At 67.3% G+C, this 15,658-nt stretch carries 15 protein-coding genes and 3 tRNA genes; 4 read left to right on the plus strand and 14 right to left on the minus strand.

Annotation, left to right across the window (positions count from 1 at the left end; translation table 11 throughout):
- Positions 1-21: 21 nt before the first annotated feature.
- The 5 genes from ACOCMM_RS01145 to ACOCMM_RS01165 form a co-directional block, all read right to left on the minus strand.
- Positions 22-1,293, minus strand: a complete 1,272-nt coding sequence (locus ACOCMM_RS01145) for a penicillin-binding transpeptidase domain-containing protein (protein ID WP_419551379.1) — start codon at positions 1,291-1,293, stop codon at positions 22-24.
- Complete coding sequence (locus tag ACOCMM_RS01150; RefSeq protein ID WP_419551380.1) at positions 1,290-2,750, minus strand: FtsW/RodA/SpoVE family cell cycle protein; 1,461 nt, start codon at positions 2,748-2,750, stop codon at positions 1,290-1,292. Before ACOCMM_RS01150 ends, ACOCMM_RS01145 begins: the two co-directional genes overlap by 4 nt.
- A 47-nt stretch (positions 2,751-2,797) precedes the next feature.
- A complete protein-coding gene (locus ACOCMM_RS01155) occupies positions 2,798-3,637 on the minus strand; it encodes a PP2C family protein-serine/threonine phosphatase (protein WP_419551381.1) in 840 nt (279 codons plus the stop codon).
- Between the two features lie 97 nt (positions 3,638-3,734).
- On the minus strand, positions 3,735-4,202 hold the full coding sequence (locus ACOCMM_RS01160; RefSeq protein WP_419551382.1) for an FHA domain-containing protein: 468 nt from the start codon (positions 4,200-4,202) through the stop codon (positions 3,735-3,737).
- Positions 4,202-4,480, minus strand: coding sequence for an FHA domain-containing protein (locus tag ACOCMM_RS01165; RefSeq protein ID WP_419551383.1), 279 nt, complete (start codon positions 4,478-4,480; stop codon positions 4,202-4,204). The genes ACOCMM_RS01160 and ACOCMM_RS01165 overlap by 1 nt, the downstream gene beginning before the upstream one ends.
- A 50-nt stretch (positions 4,481-4,530) precedes the next feature.
- Between ACOCMM_RS01165 and ACOCMM_RS01170 the strand changes: the two genes are divergently transcribed.
- Positions 4,531-4,614: transfer RNA gene (locus ACOCMM_RS01170), tRNA-Leu, on the plus strand.
- Between the two features lie 67 nt (positions 4,615-4,681).
- Here ACOCMM_RS01170 and ACOCMM_RS01175 read toward each other — a convergent pair.
- The 4 genes from ACOCMM_RS01175 to ACOCMM_RS01190 form a co-directional block, all read right to left on the minus strand.
- Positions 4,682-5,164, minus strand: a complete 483-nt coding sequence (locus ACOCMM_RS01175) for a methylated-DNA--[protein]-cysteine S-methyltransferase (RefSeq protein ID WP_419554795.1) — start codon at positions 5,162-5,164, stop codon at positions 4,682-4,684.
- Between the two features lie 94 nt (positions 5,165-5,258).
- Positions 5,259-6,845, minus strand: a complete 1,587-nt coding sequence (locus ACOCMM_RS01180; protein ID WP_419551384.1) for an AlkA N-terminal domain-containing protein — start codon at positions 6,843-6,845, stop codon at positions 5,259-5,261.
- Positions 6,846-6,947: 102 nt separating this feature from the next.
- Positions 6,948-8,381: a DUF4349 domain-containing protein gene (locus ACOCMM_RS01185; protein WP_419551385.1), complete on the minus strand. Its 1,434-nt coding sequence runs from the start codon at positions 8,379-8,381 to the stop codon at positions 6,948-6,950.
- 39 nt (positions 8,382-8,420) lie between these two features.
- Positions 8,421-9,593, minus strand: coding sequence for an acyl-CoA dehydrogenase family protein (locus ACOCMM_RS01190; protein ID WP_419551386.1), 1,173 nt, complete (start codon positions 9,591-9,593; stop codon positions 8,421-8,423).
- A gap of 147 nt (positions 9,594-9,740) precedes the next feature.
- Between ACOCMM_RS01190 and ACOCMM_RS01195 the strand changes: the two genes are divergently transcribed.
- Together ACOCMM_RS01195 and ACOCMM_RS01200 are read left to right on the plus strand one after the other, a co-directional pair.
- On the plus strand, positions 9,741-10,490 hold the full coding sequence (locus ACOCMM_RS01195) for an MBL fold metallo-hydrolase (protein ID WP_419554796.1): 750 nt from the start codon (positions 9,741-9,743) through the stop codon (positions 10,488-10,490).
- Between the two features lie 14 nt (positions 10,491-10,504).
- The gene (locus tag ACOCMM_RS01200; RefSeq protein ID WP_419551387.1) at positions 10,505-11,353 is read left to right on the plus strand and encodes a sulfurtransferase; all 849 of its coding nucleotides are present in this window, start codon (positions 10,505-10,507) and stop codon (positions 11,351-11,353) included.
- A 106-nt stretch (positions 11,354-11,459) separates the two neighbouring features.
- Here the strand turns inward: ACOCMM_RS01200 and ACOCMM_RS01205 are convergent, their stop codons facing one another.
- The 3 genes from ACOCMM_RS01205 to ACOCMM_RS01215 all read right to left on the minus strand — a co-directional run bounded on the left by ACOCMM_RS01205 (position 11,460) and on the right by ACOCMM_RS01215 (position 14,321).
- The gene (locus ACOCMM_RS01205) at positions 11,460-12,239 is read right to left on the minus strand and encodes a nitroreductase family protein (protein ID WP_419551388.1); all 780 of its coding nucleotides are present in this window, start codon (positions 12,237-12,239) and stop codon (positions 11,460-11,462) included.
- A gap of 37 nt (positions 12,240-12,276) precedes the next feature.
- On the minus strand, positions 12,277-13,950 hold the full coding sequence (locus ACOCMM_RS01210) for a chloride channel protein (protein WP_419551389.1): 1,674 nt from the start codon (positions 13,948-13,950) through the stop codon (positions 12,277-12,279).
- Between the two features lie 280 nt (positions 13,951-14,230).
- Positions 14,231-14,321, minus strand: a tRNA-Ser gene (locus tag ACOCMM_RS01215).
- Between the two features lie 185 nt (positions 14,322-14,506).
- Here ACOCMM_RS01215 and ACOCMM_RS01220 point away from each other — a divergent pair.
- Positions 14,507-14,591, plus strand: a tRNA-Ser gene (locus ACOCMM_RS01220).
- A gap of 81 nt (positions 14,592-14,672) precedes the next feature.
- Here the strand turns inward: ACOCMM_RS01220 and ACOCMM_RS01225 are convergent.
- On the minus strand, positions 14,673-15,260 hold the full coding sequence (locus ACOCMM_RS01225; protein WP_419551390.1) for a hypothetical protein: 588 nt from the start codon (positions 15,258-15,260) through the stop codon (positions 14,673-14,675).
- Positions 15,248-15,574 (minus strand): hypothetical protein, encoded by a 327-nt coding sequence (locus ACOCMM_RS01230; protein ID WP_419551391.1) that lies wholly within the window; start codon positions 15,572-15,574, stop codon positions 15,248-15,250. Before ACOCMM_RS01230 ends, ACOCMM_RS01225 begins: the two co-directional genes overlap by 13 nt.
- Between the last annotated feature and the right edge of the window lie 84 nt (positions 15,575-15,658).

Genomic DNA, 15,658 nt, shown 5'->3' on the forward strand with positions numbered 1-15,658 from the left:
GGGGTGATTGCAGGGTTCGGGCTACGGGCCGACTTCGAATGAGGTCGGGACTGCCCGCAGCGCTAGGGCGGCTTCCGCTGCGGTCGCAGCGATCATCGTTGCCAAGGTACCGCCGGCCTGCGGGTCGCCCACGTCAAGACTGGCGTCGGGTTCGATGAGCACTGCGACGGCGACCGTGGGTGCATCTGCTGGGGCCAGTAGCACCGCCCAACTGCCGGTTCGCTCGCGGTCGCCGTTTGTATCAAGCAGCTGGCCAGTCGCGACCGCTGCGGAAAGCTCGACGCCGTCGGTCGGTGCGAGGCCGATCGAAGCGAGCTGCGCCTGTGCTGCCATGCGCGCCAGCAGCCCAGCTGCATCAGCGATCTCGAAGATGCGACCGGCGTTGCGTGGCGCTGTCTGTGCGGATGCATCCGGGGTGGGCGGCTCGCCCTCGCCCGAGCGGGAGGCCGAGCGCGCATCAACACGGTGCACCACATAAGGGCGCATCCGCACCCCGCTGTTGGCGATCGCAGCAGCGGCCAGGGCTAGCTGCAGCGGTGTCAGGGGCACCCCTTCGCCGAAGACGGCGCCGTCCGGTTCGCCGGGCAGATCGATGCCTGTCGAACCCAGCTGCCGGCGCGCCCCGCCCAGCAATTCGTCGCCGGTCGCATGGACCACGGCGTCGGCGCTGAGGGCGTAGTGGCGTTGGTAGGCGCGTGCCACCGGCGGCGAGGCACTGGCTGCAACTGCATCGGGTGACAGCACGACCTGCGCGTTGGGGTCGAAACTGGGACGCGACCACATCGCCACAATGGCGCCGGTCGCGGGGTCCACGACAACGACGGCGCCGTCACGATCTCCGAGCGCAGCGCGCGCGGTGAGCTGCACACCGTGGTGCACCGTCAAGATCACGTCGCCGACGCGACCGCTGTCGACGAACAGGTCGGCCAGTTGTGTCACGGCGACATCAAGGGCGTTTCCTGACAGCTCACCATCCCAGCTGCGCTCGAGACCGCTCGCGCCCGCAGCGGGTGAGAGGTAGCCCGCGATGTGGGCGTAGAGCGACCCGTGTGGGTAGGTGCGCACCTGCACTGCGCCGGAGTCGTCTGGGTCGATGTCGGGCGTGATCGTCTCGCCGTCCGCGCTGATGATCGCACCGCGCGCCGAACCGATGGCGGCCGCCGCTGCACGTGTGTTGAGTTCGTGACGACGCAGCTCGTCGGCGCGCAGAAAGCCGATGTTGGTGAGCTGCACCACGAGCACAGCGAAACTCACTGCAAGCGCGACGGCCAACCGTGTGATGCGCCGGTTCACGGGTCACCCAGTGGAAGCTGTTGAGGCTCGCCTTGGGAGGGATCGCTCGCGGGTCGGCGTCTGCGACGCGCTGGCCTGGCGGTGGGGGCACGGAGTTCGCCCGTCGGAGCGTCCCCCGCCGCTGAGTCGTCGTCCGGACGGCGGGGCATACGGAGTTGCGCCGGCTCGGACGCCCTCGGCGCGTTCTCCTCGAGTCGCAAGCTGCCGCTGACATCCGAAATTGCCAGCAGCATCGCGACGGCGATGCAGTTGCCAACCAGCGCCGCAGGTCCATGGGCCACGAACGGCAGGGCGCCGACGGTGTGCGGGAGCAGCCGCAGCACTCCTGCGATGGTGGCAAGCGCCTGCAGCCCTATCACGGCAGTTGCCGTGGCAGCGAGCAGCCGATGCGTGCTCCGTGCCCCCTGGGCGATTCCAGCGCCGACCCCGATGAGCAGCATGAACGCAGCCAGCAGCGCTGCGCCGCCCAGAATGCCGAGTTCCTCGGCGATGACGGCGAAGACGAAATCGCTGTGAACCGCCGCGATCCGTTGCGGAGCGCCGAGACCGGGGCCCGCGCCGCTGATCCCGCCGGCACTGATAGCGAACGCCGCCTCGACGGTGGATGCCCCCTCGCCCACGGACCACGGGTCCTGCCAGTGGCGCATCTGTGCGGACAGCCAGTCGTATACCGAGGCGAGCACGATGACGCCGACTCCGTAGGTGGCGATCACGCCGCCGAGTGCGCGCGTGCGCGTTGACCGAGCGACGGTCGGCAGCTCGCTGCCGACGAGATCGTCGCCGTCAAGCCACAGCGGCAACCATGCCGCTGCGAAGATCAACACCGACGACGCGAGGTCGCCTTGGGTGAGAAGCAGCGTCCACGCTCCGACCGCAGCGACGATTGCACCCACGGCATGGCGGTGAGGCACCAAGCGAGCCGGCAGCCACCGCGGGGCGGCGACCGTGAGCCCGCAGGCTGCCAGGACCACGCCGAGTTTGGCCACGCCGTATGGCTGCACGTTGAGCGATCCGAGACTCAGCCACTGCCGGGCCGGGTCGTAGGCGCCGCCGGACACATCGATCCCGCTGGCGAAGCTGCCGAGCCCAGCCAGCACTGCGGCGATGAGACCGCAGGTGCCTGGGCGTTGCATGAACCAGTCGACGCGACGCATGGCGACCAAGGTCCCCGCGAGGGCCGCGAATCCCGCCAGCACCGCAAACGTGTGGCCCTGTGCCAGTGACGGATCGATCCGGACCACGAAAACCCAGCCGATGCCGATGAGCAAACCGACGACGCCGAAGAGAATCTCGTTGCTGTTCGGAGCCCATCGCCTGATCGCGACACGCGTTGCCGCGCCGCCGAGGAGCACGATTCCCAGCCAGACAGCCGTGTCCCACAGCGATCCCGTGTCGCCGTTGCGCGACACTCCGATGCCGGCGACCGCGAAGGCAGCACAGACCACCACGCTCGCCATTGCTGCGAGCGCAGACTCGGTGCGGCGTCGCGCGCGCAGCGGTGGCCTCAGCGTGAGCGAGAACGCCGCCAGCCGCGCCGTTTGGGCGTGCTTTCGGTGCTGTCGCCCGTCCGTGTGACTTCGGCGTCGGGAGCGGTCGGGGCGATCTCGATCCCTTCGATGTCGACGTCCACCACCAGCGCCGTGGAGTTGTCGCGTCCCCCGCAGTCGTTGGCCTGACGCACAAGCGCGCGTGCCACCTCTGATGGATGCTCATCAGAATCCAGCAGCTCGGCGATTTCGTCTTCGTGCAGTTCGTTGGTGACGCCGTCGGTGCACAGCAGGAAGCGGTCATTGCCGGTGAGGTCGAGGATCCAGTCGTCGATCAGCACCTCTGGCTCCACGCCGATGGCGCGAGTGAGCGTGTTGCGCCGGGGATGGTCGGCGGCCTGCGCGACCGTGAGATCGCCGGCCCGGATCATCTCGGCAACGAAGTTGTGGTCGACGGTCAGCTGGGAGAGCTCGCCCCCTTGGAAGCGGTAGACACGTGAATCACCGACGTTGACCAGGCACCACACCCGGCTGTCGTCGCATTGCACCACGGCGATGGCACACAACGTGGTGCCCATGCCAGCGAGATCTGGATGGGCTGTCGAGCGATGGTGCACGACTTGGTTGGCGTGGCGGACGGCCGCCAGCAGCTCCGGTGGCGTTGAAGGGGAGTTGGCTGCAACGGTCTTCACAGCGAGGCTGGATGCGACGCTGCCGCCGAGGTGGCCGCCCATGCCGTCGGCCACCACGAACAGACCGATGTCGGCGTACATGGCGTCTTGGTTCTCGGCTCGGCGCAGGCCCCGGTCGGACGCTCCGCCCCAGCGGATGCGCATCTGGCGGGCGGGGGCACTCATAGCGGACCAGTCTCGCGGCTTTGGGGGGCAGCGGCACAGCCGAGTGCAGCGCACGCAGGGCGCGGCCAGTCCGCGATGTGGGCGCAGCGGGGTTCTGTCATGCGCTGACCTCGAAGACGGTGGAGCCCACTTGCACGTAGTCGCCGATGCGCACAACGGTGGCGTTGGCGACCTTCTGGCGATTCAGGTAGGTCCCGTTCGTCGATCCCAGGTCCTCCAGCAGGTGCTGGGCGCCGTTGCGGTACAGGCGGGCATGCGACTGCGATGAGTAGCTGTCGGAGATGATCACGTCACACTCGGCACTGCGTCCGATGGTCAGCGTGTCGGCCAGCAGGTGCCGTTCGCCCTGAGCGCTCAACGGCGAGCGCACGACGAGAGCCACAGGCTGCGGGGCGGCGTTGCCGTTGGGGGGCCCGTCGCCTCGCAGCGCAAGCAGCGATCTCCAGCTGAGATGATTGCGGGGTGTCGCCACACCGGCCCACACCGCGCGCATCACCCGGAAGAAGAACAGGTAGAGCAGGACAAGCACGCCCAGCGCGAGCAGCCGCACCAGCTGCTCGGACATCAGCTCAGCTCCAGCCGCAGTTCGTGGGTGCCGATCATGACGACATCACCGTGGGCCAGACGCTCGCTGGTCATCTCGATCCCGTTTAACAGCGTCCCGTTGACGCTGGCCAGGTCCACCAGGAGCAAGCCGTCTGCGTCCTGGCGTATCTGAGCGTGTCGTCGTGAGACCTTTGGGCCGTCAAGCACGATGTCGCAGTCGTCGCGCCGCCCGATGACGGTCGAATGCCGCAGTTCGTGGCACTGTCCGTCGCTGCCGATCAAGCTGGCGCCAACCACGACGGCCCAGTGTAGGAGCGCAGGTTCGCCCGATAGCCTGATCGCCCCACGCGCGAGTGGCGGAATTGGCAGACGCGCAGGCTTCAGGTGCCTGTGCCCGCAAGGGTGTGAGGGTTCAAGTCCCTCCTCGCGCACTGCGGCGGCGGCGTGGTGGCAGCTGGTGCGGGGTGTGGCCAGCGGACTGCTGTTCAGCCGATCTGTTCAGTCGAGTGCGCCCTCGTGTTCGAGCAATTGTGTCTTGAGGTCGAGGCCACCGCCGAAGCCCACGAGCGAGCCGTTGGCGCCGATAACCCGGTGGCACGGCAGCACGATCGGCACCGGATTGCGGCCGTTCGCCTGGCCGACGGCCCGCACGGCTTTCGGCCTGCCGATCAGCGACGCCTGCTCGCCGTAGCTGCGGGTGCTGCCGTAGGGGATGTCGCCGAGTGCTCGCCACGCCGCCACTTGAAACGGGGTGCCTCGCAAGTCGAGCGGCAGGTCGAAGCTGGTGCGCTTCCCGTCGAAGTACTCGTCGAGCTGCTGCGCGGCCTGGTGCAGGATCGGGTGGTCGGGATCTTCGATCATGTCGTCGGGCAGCTTGACGGAGGTCTCCTCGCCCCGCCACGACACGGCGCGCAACCCCTGTTCGGTTGCCACCAAGCCCAATGGTCCGATCGGGCTGTCGATGGTCGTGTGCCAGTGCATGTCCGCGCTGTCGGCTGGGGCGTCGACGGTGTCGGTGTTGCAGGGACGGGAATGCGATGGGTTCATGAGGGTCCTTCCTGGGTCGGGACTGAGGTCAGCGAGGGGTCGGGCCGGACTGGGTTGGACCGGACCCCGCAGCGGCGTGCCAGAGATGCTGTGCAGCCCACGCACGGTAGGGGCGCCAGCGCTCGGCCACCGTGTCGATTTCCCGTGGTTGCATCGGGTGATCCACCAGGCGCTCTATCGCCCGGCGCAGGCCCAGATCGGAGGCGGGGAATGCGTCGTCGTGGCCGAACACCCGCATCGCGACGAGATGCGCAGTCCAGGGCCCGATGCCGGGCAGTTCACAGAGCTGGGCCACGGTGGCTTCGAGGGTGTCAGTGGCGCTCAAGTCCACGTCGCCGCTGGCGACTGCGCGGGAGATGCCGACGATGGTGTCGATTCGTCGCTGGGTGAACCCCAGCCCCGCGAGCCCTGCGGTTCCGGCATCAGCGAGCTTCGCTGCGTCCGGGAAGAGGTGAGTCAGTGGCACCGCAACGTCTTCGCCGTGCTCGATGCGCGCAGGTGAACCTGCGCAGCATTCCAATAACGCATCAATCGGTGTGCCGAAGCGCTGTGTGATCCGGCCGGACAACGTAGACGCCGCGGCGAGCGAGATCTGCTGCGCGACGACGATGCGGATGGCGGTCTCGAAGCGGTCCCACGAGCGCGGCACGCGCAAGCCTGGTGCGGAGCGCGTGAGTGGCCCGATGAGCGGGTCGTCGGCGAGCGCAGCTGCAGCCGGCGAAGGATTGGTGTCGGTTCCGAGCAAGGCCCTTGCGCGGCTCACGGCGTCGATGATCGAGTCGTACGTCGGCAGATGCAGCCGCATCTGCAGCTGTTCGCCGTCGCCCGGCACGGCCGCCATGGGGGCGGCGTCTGTTGGCACGGCCGCCATGGGGGCGGCGTCTGTTGGCACGGCCGCCATGGGGGCGGCGTCTGTTGGCACAGTCACCTCGACGATGCCGGCATGCCCATACGCGCTGAAGCTGCGGACATAAGCGGCTGAGCCGCCAGCACCGGTGACGGCCTCGACACCCGGTATGGCTCTGGAGGCCTGGTGCGAGATGAACGCCTCGAAGTCGAATGGCGCCAGGTACGGCAATGCGAGCACGAGGCCGCCGTCGAGGCGAGGCCGTTCGCCTCGGCGCCGCTTCGACCGCAACTCTGTAGGCGTGAAACAGAACACCGAGGTAATGGCCCTGTGCAGCTGGCGCGGCCCGCCGAAGCCCGCAGCTCGGGCGATCTCGGCGAACGTCAGATCGGTGTCGTCGATCAGGCAGCGGGCGAAGTGCGCCCTGCGCGATCGGGCGATGGTTGTGGGAGTCGCCCCGACATGGTGCTCGAACAATCGCCGCAGTTGACGGGCGCTGTAGCCCACGTGGGCCGCCAGTGCCTCTTCGTCGTGGTGATCGAGAAAGCCGTCGTTGATGCGCAGCAGTGCCGCTCCGACCGGCGTGGGCACGTCCAGATCGGCCAGTGAGCCGGCGCGGCGTTCTGGATGGCAACGCAGGCACGGACGGAAACCAGCCACCTCGGCGGCCACCGGATTGGAGTAGTGCGTCACGTTGTGCGGCAGTGGCTGTGCCGAGCAGTCCGCTCGGCAGTAGATGCCCGTGGTGAGAACGGCTTCTACCTGCATGCAGCGAGTCTGGCCCGCAACGATCGGACATAAACGGACATCACGAAGGACGTCCGAATTTGTCCGGTGTCGCAGAGGGCTCTTGACGGTCTCTTCGAAGAATCAGACCCCGCCGGAGTTGCTTGACGTGACAGTTCGGCGGGCTCGGCGGCGACGCAGCCACCACCACGCCACCCAGAGCGCGATCGCGATAACCGGCAGGAACGGCAGCAGAGCGCCGATGATCAGCAGCACGCCGTTGCCCACGGTCACGAGCGCATCCCAGCCGCCGCTCAGCGCATCGCCGAAGCCGGGCGGCGAGTCGTCCTCTTCGACGTACAGGTGCAGCCCGACGGTGCGAGCCAGCTGTGCCAGATCGTCGCCGTCGTCGGTCACCGGCACGGCGCGTAACTGAACATCGACGTCGAGGCCGCGGGTGGCGACACGGCCGGCAATGCGACCCTCGCTGACAGGCTCGGTGAGGGTGGTGACCACGCGGTCGCCAGGCTCGATGCGTTCAATGTCGGTGCCCTCGACCACGCTCAGGTCGCCCATGGCGAAGCGAAGCGCATCCGAACTGAGCCGCACATCGGTGAGCGTCGTTTCGCCTTTGTTCTCCAGCTCGAAGCAGAACTTCACGTCGCCTTCGGGCGGTGCCACCAGTTCGGTGAACCCGAGGCAGGGGTCCTCGTCGCCGGTGCTCAGCCACGCCCGAATCGTCAGTGCAGACGTGGGCACTGCCGCGGCGGCCTCGTCGATGTTCAACGTGATCGTGGCCAGATCGACTCGATCCCGCAGCGATCGCAGCTGACCTCGAAGCCGTTCGAGGTTGGTTTCGCGGTCGGAGAGTTCGCGTTCGAGCTCGGCGACGCCTTTCGCGTCTTCGGCTCGGCTGAGGAACTCGCGCAGCCGATCCACACTGATCTCTGCGGTGCCGATGCGGCTGCCGAGGTCGACGACGATGTCGGTGACGTCCTCGGCGCTCACATTCTGCTCGAGCAGTTCGCCGACGCCCGAGAGGCGTTGGAGTGCGTTGGCGAACTGGTCGGGACGGACCTTGAACGTCAGTGTCGTGTGCGCACGGCCCCGGGTGGAGGTCTGCTGGGCGAACGTGAAGCCGCCCACGCTCTCGATGATCGATGTCGCCTCGGCGGCAGCAGCGGAGACATCGATTGCTTCCACCGAGATCCAGGCGGTGTAGATGATGTCGCGGCCCAGATCGGCGGGTACAACCGGCGGTGCCCCAGCCAGTGAGTCCGAGCCCGATTCTTCTTGGGCAGCAGCTCCACCGCTCGTGAGAGAAGCGGGCTGTGCGGCCATTTCCTCCTCCATGGCCGTTTCCTCTTCGGCCATGTCGTCATCGGCCATGTCGAAGTCGCCTTCGGCCATGTCAGCGGCGGGGAACGCCGCAGGTACATCCTCGGTGTATGTGGCGTCGGAATCATCACTTCCGCCGTTGCACGCCGCAGCGAGCAACGTGAGGGCGAGCGCCGCCAACATGAACTGCCACATGGCGCCCCGGCGTCGGCGGAACCTGTGGTCAGTGTTGGCGGTCATAGCGTGCTCCTTGTGTCTGCAGTGATGTCAGCGGTGGTGTCAGCGGAACGCTGGGATGTTGGTGATCTGCTGGCCGAGGATCAGCCCGTGGATCTCCTCGGTGCCCTCGTAGGTCATGACCGATTCCATGTTCGCTGCATGGCGCATCGGCGCATATTCGGTGGAGACCCCGTTGGCGCCCATCATCGCCCGGGCCGTGCGGGCCACATCGATGGCCACCCGGCAGTTGTGCCGCTTCGCCATCGAGACGTGATGCGGTCGCAGCCGGTGCTGTTCCTTCAGCTGCCCGAGCCGCATGGCCTGCAGGTTGGCATTGGTGATCGACGTAAGCATGTCGGCGAACTTGATCTGGCTGATCTGGAAGCTCGCCAGTGGCCTGCCGAACTGGGGGCGTTCGAGCTGGTAGTCCAGCGCTGCCTCGTAGCAGCAGCGGGCCACGCCCACGGCCCCGAAGGCAATGCCGAAGCGGGCTTCTGACAGGCAGCTCAGCGGCGCGCCGATGCTCAGCGCATCTCCCAGCCGCATCGACTCGGGCACCTCGACGTCGTCCATGTAGAACTCGCCGGTCACCGAGGCCCGCAGCGAGAGCTTGTTCTGGATCTTGCGGGCCTCGAAGCCCGGTGAGTCGGTGGGCACCAGAAAACCCCGGAATCCGTCGTCGGTGTTGGCCCACACGATGGCCAGGTCGGCCAGCCCGGCGTTGGTGATCCACCGCTTGGCCCCGTTGAGGATCCAGGTGTCGCCGCTACGCACCGCCCGGGTGGTCATCGAGACCGGGTCGGAGCCGTGGTCGGGCTCGGTCAGCCCGAAGCAGCCGATGATCTCGCCGGCGGCCATACGAGGCAGCCACGCCTCTTTCTGTTCAGTGGAGCCGTAACGCCAGATGGGGAACATGCACAGCGACCCCTGCACCGACACGAAGCTGCGCAGCCCGCTGTCGCCGGCCTCCAGCTCCCGGCAGGCCACGCCGTACGCCATGGCCGAGGCGCCCGCACAGCCGAATCCGTCGAGGTGCATGCCAAGCAGGCCCATGTCGGCGATCGTCGGGATCAGCTCCATGGGGAAGGTGCCCGCCTCGAAGTGGTCGCCCACGATCGGATCCCACTCCTTGGCCACGAAGGTGGCGACGGTGTCGCGAATCATCGTCTCCTCATCGGTGAGGAACTCGTCCATTTCGTAGAAGTCCGACAGCGAGACAGGCGTTTGGCTCATGGGCGAATACTGCCGCGCCTGCGGCAGACGGGCCAGCCAACCGCCCGGATCGTCGCCGAACAGACACGCATCCGACATCGGGCAACTCTCGGTGCGATGCCCGTCGCCGCAGACGATTCGTGGCCTGCCGCAGTACTGTGCGCTGCTATGTCCGAGGACTCGCAGGTGACGCCACCGCCCACCGAGAGCAGGCTCTATTTCCGCCAGCTGCTGTCGGGTCAGGATTTCGCCATCAGCGACCCGATCGCCCGCCAGATGGTGAATTTCTCCTACCTGATCGGTGATCGGGAGACCCACGAGGCCGTCGTGGTGGACCCGGCCTACGCCGTGGATGACTTGCTCGACATGCTCGCCGAAGACGACATGGCGCTCACCGGTGTGCTGGCCACGCACTTCCACGCCGACCACGTCGGTGGGAACATGATGGGCTACAGCATCGAGGGCGTCGCCCAGCTGCTCGAACGCCAGGGCACCAAGATCCACTTGCAGGCACCCGAGGCGGAGTTGGTGCGCAAGACCACGGGCATCTCCGTCGATGACATGGAACTGCACGCGCCGGGCGACGTCGTGTCGGTGGGGGCCATCGACATCGAGCTGCTGCACACGCCAGGGCATACACCTGGCAGCCAGTGCTTTTTGGTGGCAGGGGCGCTCGTTGCCGGCGACACGCTGTTTCTCGACGGCTGCGGCCGCATGGACCTGCCCGGCAGCGACCCCGCCGCGATGTATCGCTCGCTGCACGACACGCTCGCCAAGGTGCCCGATGAGACCGTGCTGTTTCCCGGGCACCGGTACTCGTTCGAGCCGAGCGCCACCATGGGCCAGACACGCCAGATGAACTACGTCTTCAAGCCAAGCAGCGAGGCTCAGTGGCTGATGATGTTCGGTCAGGGCTGACGTCCCCAGCAGCTATGACGCCGCTTCCGCCTGTTGTGGGTGCGCAGGAGATTGCCAACCGCGACGACATCGTGCTCTGCGATGTGCGCTGGTACCTCGACGGGCGATCGGGCCACGAGGCCTATCTGGCCGGTCACATTCCCGGGGCCATCTGGGTGAACCTGGACGAGCATCTGTCTGCGCATGGCGCTCCAGCCCACGGCAGGCATCCGCTGCCCGGTGCCGAGAGCTTTGCGGCTTCGCTCGGCAGTCTCGGCATCGGCCCCGATGACCCGGTCGTTGCCTACGACGACCTGAACGGCACCGCTGCCGGTCGGATGGTGTGGATGCTGCGAGTGCTCGGCCACGATGCCGCACTGCTCGACGGGGGGCTGGGATCGTGGACTGGCAGCACTGAGACGGCGCCGAATGCGCGAGCAGCCTGCGAGCGCCCGGTGCGGGCTTGGCCGGAAGGGGCGTTCGTCGATATTGACGGAGCGGCCGGCGCCGGCGCCAGCCCCGAGGTCGTGCTCATCGATGCACGCGGCGGCGACCGTTATCGCGGCGAGACCGAGCCGGTCGATCCGCGCCCCGGGCACATTCCCGGCGCGGTCAATGTGCCGACAACCGACAACCTCGGTCCCGAGGGTCAATTCGCTGACCCCGAAACGCTGCGCGCTCGCTACGAGGCTGAGGGCGTCGAGACCCCGGCGTCAGCTGCCGCCAAGAGCGTCGGCAACAACGCCGTCGTGTACTGCGGCTCAGGCGTCAGCGCCTGCATGGACGCGCTGGCCATGGAGCGCGCCGGGTTGGGCCGCCCGCAGGTGTACATCGGGTCGTGGTCGCAGTGGAGCCACACCGACCGCCCAGCCGAGACTGTCTGAGCGGTCCGGCCTCGCCGCCGCGACTGCTGCCAGTACCGCTCTGCCTCACTCTTTGCGCAAAAATGCCGTCTCAGGCGGCATTTTTGCGCAAAGAGTGAGCGCTGGCTCAGACCGGTGAGCCGGGCGGCGGACCTGCCGAGGTGAAGTGCGTGTCGGGCGGGTCGACGGCCCACGGCGCATCCTGCTCCCAGCGGTCCTCGTATACGAGTTCGCGCAATGGCCGTCGCCGCACTGGGCCGTGGCGTCCAGCGGGCCGGCCGAGCGGGATCGTGACATGGATCGCCACGCCCTCCGGAATGCCGAGCAGCTCGCGAAGCTCGTCTTCGACATCGCGGTGCCAACCGGTGATGACCCCGCCGTATCCCAGCGCCCGGGCCGCCAGCAACAGGTTCTGCACGGCCGGGTACACCGATCCGCCCTCGGCGTAGGTGGGCTGCCGGTAGCGCACTAGGCACGCCAGGATCACCACCGGCGTCTCCTCAAAATGGTCGACGAAGTGCTGCATGGTGCGGGCCATGCGGGCCTTGGGCGAGTTGTCGGCGGCGCCGGAACCTTCCGCGTAGCCGTCGCCGGAGCGCTTCGCATTCCAGCCGTCGCGGAAGCTCTGGCCGAGCAGGGCTTTCACCTGCTGCGCGCTCGGGCCGTCGCGCAGCACGACGAAGCGGAACATCTGCCGGTTGGAGCCGCTGGGCGCCCGGCTGGCATGCCACAGGATCGATGCGAGGTCCTCGTCGGGGATCGGGTCGGGCAGGTAGCGGCGGATGGCCCGGGTGGTCGCCAGGCCTTCCAGCAGCCCGATCGGCCCGGTGCCGGTCCCGGTGCCAGACCCGACATCAGATCCGGTCCCAGCGTCAGCCCCAGTTCCGGACGCAGCTTCACTCATCATCGGCCTCGCTCATCTGCCCTGCGTTGTCGAGGCGACCTCACCGGCCGCCCTGTGTCTCGTTGAGGAAGTCCACCAGCTTGACGATGGCGTTCTCGGTGACGACGCCCGCAATCCGCCCACCGCTGTCGATGACGGGGTACAGCTCGATCTCCGCATCAGCCATCGCTTCGGTGACCTCGCGCAGTGTCCACGACGGGCGTGCCGGCTCGATGTCGGTCGTCATCACCTCGCCACACGTGACCGACATCCAGTCATTGCGATCCACATGGCGGGAATCGCTGAGCCGGATAACACCGAGGAAGTTCCGTTCGGGCCCCACCACGACGGCTTCGAGCTGCTTGCGAGGCAGCGCGATGCCCCACACGAAATCGGAGAGCGGGGCGTCGGCACTCACCGTGGGCACATCGGTTGACATGGCGGAGTTGACCGGCATCTCCAGGCGACGCTCGAGGTGCCCGGTGCGGCTGTCCCGCTGGTACTGGGACACCGAGGAGTTGCCGATGAGCACCTGCGACACTGCGACTGCTACCAAGGCGGGCACAACAAATGCGGGCGCACCCGTCGACTCAGCCACGAACATCACCGCTGCCAGCGGGGTGCGGTAGCCCGCCGCTAGAAAGGCTGCCACGCCGATGAAGGGGAAGAACGCCAGCGATTCGGGCCCCAGCTCAATCCAGCCGCCGACCAGGCGCCCGACGATCAACCCGAACACGGCCAGCGGGATGAACACGCCGCCCACGCCGCCCGATGCGAGCACCGTCGATGTGGCCAAGACGCGCACCGCAAGCAGTGCTCCCAACAGCACGAGCGACTCTTCGGGATTGAGCGACCAGTTCACCAGCTGACCCTCGGCGGTCGGGCCCAGCGACAGCGGCGCCTCGAACAGAAACTCGCAGAGCACGGCGAGGCCCACCAAGACCCCGCCGCCGCACAATGCCACCAGCCACCAGGGCCGGTCGGACTCTTGAATCCGCTTGGCGGCTCCCAGAATGCGGCAGAACGCTGACGCTGCGAGCCCGCACAGGGCGCCCACGACGGCTGCTCCCAGCAGTTCCTGGCGGCCGAATCCGACTCTCACCATTTCGGTGCCGATTTCGAATGGGCGGTCGTCGAAGCCAGTGACCAGCACGTACACGACGTAGCTAGAGGCGCTCGAGAGCAGTGCGGGAAGCAACGCCCGGCGGCCCAGGTCACTTCTGTAGGGCGCTTCGAGGGCGAACAGCACCCCGGTGGCGGGCGCTTGGAAGATGGCGCTGACGCCTGCCGCGGCACCGGCCACCAGCAGCGCGTAGCCCTCCCGGTTGCGGAACAGACGCCGGGCGACGCGCTGTATCGCGCTCCCCGCCGTGGCACCCGCATAGATCGACGGGCCTTCAAGCCCGACTGCGCCTCCGGACCCGATGGTGACGATGCCGGCTGCCAGCCGGAAGGGCAGGTCGCGGAACCGCATCGGGTAGGTGCGGTCGTGGAAGGCCCGGATGTACTCCTCCGAGGTGGACGGCGAGAGCCGGCGACCGGCATCGGCCCAGCGCAGCATCAGCACCGCAGCCCACAGTCCGAGCGCCGGCGCCAGCACTCGCTGCCACGGCGGCAGATGCAGCACCCGTTCGAGCAGCACCTTCTCGCTCAGCACGGCAACGGCGGCCACGATCAGGCCGGTGACGACGCCCACGGCGACATACGTGGCGAAGCGGAGCAGCCGGTTTCTCATGCCGCTGCATTTCTACAACGATCAACCGGTCATCGCCGTACCAGTCCTGCACCGGCGAGCCCGACGCCGAGAACTCGAAGCGTCTGGGCGCATCAAGAAGCCGTGTAATAGCGTTCCCTGGGTATCGACAAGGTCCTGCTGTCGGGCCAGTTCAACGAGAAGGTCTATGGCTCCCCCGAGGGCACCGTTGCACGACGGCTCCTGGAGACCGAAGTTCTGCCCGTGATGCAAGCCGGCTAGCGCGCGGGCGCGCGGCTTGATGATGACGAAATCACGGGTGCGGAGAGGGTGGGATTCGAACCCACGAACCACCTTGCGGCAGTTACTTCCTTAGCAGGGAAGCGCCTTCAACCGGACTCGGCCACCTCTCCGTGCGCAACCAGCCGCTGGCGGCCGGAGCACCGCCACAAGATACCCCCGAGCGGAAAGTTCCCGCGATGCCCGGCAATTTGGCACCTGAACGGCCCGCAAATTCGCACTTGCACCATCTCGGTGGACTGCGAGACGCGAGTAGTCACACGGCGGCAGGCGCGGGACCGCCGGTAGCTTGACCTGCGGAGGGGTGGCAGAGTGGACGATTGCGACGGTCTTGAAAACCGTTGAGGCGCAAGCCTCCGGGGGTTCGAATCCCCCTCCCTCCGCTCGCCGGACTCCGCGGCGAGCCGCGACCCCATCAGGATCCACACCACGCCGTCCGACTGCTTGTGGCGTAGGCGCGGGCCTCAGGTGCTGATCTCGGCATCTTCCAGAGCCGCAACGAGAAGCTCTCCAAGCCCCATCGATGCGGCTGTGTGGACCAGGTCGGCAAGGTCGAGCGCTGTGCCCTGTGCCCGCAGGATGCCGACGACGTCACGCCATTGACGTTCCGAAACACACCCGCCCGCTTGGTACCACTCCAGCTTGCGCAGGACTTGTTCGACGGGAGCGGTGACCCACAAGTGTTGCGGCGGATCGTCGCGCACCATGATGTGTCGACGATGTTCGAGTTGGCGCCGGTCCAACAGGCTGTTACCGAGCACGAAGAGGTCCACTTTGAAGCCGGTCTCGTCGATGAGGTTGAACGACGTGCTCTGTGCGACCGCACGCTGAGCGGCTTCGATGGGCACGTAGAACTCGATGTCGAGCGCACCCACGAGATCGTCGAGTTGCTGGCTCTCCAAGCGAATTGCCATGTCGATGTCGATTGTGCCTCTCGGCTCGCCAAACATCGAGCTCGCGAGTGAGCCGCCCAATGTGTAACTGATGTCGTGCTCGTCGAGAATGGCAGCAACTCGCAGTGCCAGCGTGATGGGGTCAGTCACTTCGGCCATCGACCGTCGGCGCCGAATGCGGCATCTGCCACTTCGGTGCCGTATCGGCGCTGCGCCACGAGGAAACGGACGCGAGTTTCGTCGGCGTCTGGTTCGTCGATCCGGATGCCTGCTCGGGTCGAAGTCTCGATAGCCGCCGACATCGCAGCGGCAAGCGCAACCCGCTGCGCAGGAGTCATGGACTCCCATGTGTTGGTGAGTCGATGCCATATCTCAGGCGACGTGTCTTCGGGCCGCGCCCCGCCGGTAGTGGTCTCATGCGGCGCCCATCGTGCTGACTGGGCACGGGCATCGAGAACGCCGCGGCCGTCCATGTCCCCAAGGTAGGCCCCTACGACGGCTGGCGGACACCACGTGCGGATGGACGATTGCGACGGTCTTGAAAACCGTTGAGGCGC

Source organism: Candidatus Poriferisodalis sp. (assembly GCF_965198245.1).
Taxonomy (GTDB): Bacteria; Actinomycetota; Acidimicrobiia; order Acidimicrobiales; family Poriferisodalaceae; genus Poriferisodalis.

Coding starts and splice junctions, on each gene's coding strand:
- ACOCMM_RS01175 (WP_419554795.1), bottom strand. CDS start 5,164: ATGCACTGGCACACGACCATCGACAGCCCGATCGGACCATTGGGCTTG.
- ACOCMM_RS01195 (WP_419554796.1), top strand. CDS start 9,741: ATGTCCGAGGACTCGCAGGTGACGCCACCGCCCACCGAGAGCAGGCTC.
- ACOCMM_RS01230 (WP_419551391.1), bottom strand. CDS start 15,574: ATGGACGGCCGCGGCGTTCTCGATGCCCGTGCCCAGTCAGCACGATGG.
- ACOCMM_RS01190 (WP_419551386.1), bottom strand. CDS start 9,593: ATGAGCCAAACGCCTGTCTCGCTGTCGGACTTCTACGAAATGGACGAG.
- ACOCMM_RS01150 (WP_419551380.1), bottom strand. CDS start 2,750: ATGGCGAGCGTGGTGGTCTGTGCTGCCTTCGCGGTCGCCGGCATCGGA.
- ACOCMM_RS01200 (WP_419551387.1), top strand. CDS start 10,505: ATGACGCCGCTTCCGCCTGTTGTGGGTGCGCAGGAGATTGCCAACCGC.
- ACOCMM_RS01155 (WP_419551381.1), bottom strand. CDS start 3,637: ATGAGTGCCCCCGCCCGCCAGATGCGCATCCGCTGGGGCGGAGCGTCC.
- ACOCMM_RS01205 (WP_419551388.1), bottom strand. CDS start 12,239: ATGATGAGTGAAGCTGCGTCCGGAACTGGGGCTGACGCTGGGACCGGA.
- ACOCMM_RS01225 (WP_419551390.1), bottom strand. CDS start 15,260: ATGGCCGAAGTGACTGACCCCATCACGCTGGCACTGCGAGTTGCTGCC.
- ACOCMM_RS01160 (WP_419551382.1), bottom strand. CDS start 4,202: ATGTCCGAGCAGCTGGTGCGGCTGCTCGCGCTGGGCGTGCTTGTCCTG.
- ACOCMM_RS01185 (WP_419551385.1), bottom strand. CDS start 8,381: ATGACCGCCAACACTGACCACAGGTTCCGCCGACGCCGGGGCGCCATG.
- ACOCMM_RS01180 (WP_419551384.1), bottom strand. CDS start 6,845: ATGCAGGTAGAAGCCGTTCTCACCACGGGCATCTACTGCCGAGCGGAC.
- ACOCMM_RS01210 (WP_419551389.1), bottom strand. CDS start 13,950: ATGAGAAACCGGCTGCTCCGCTTCGCCACGTATGTCGCCGTGGGCGTC.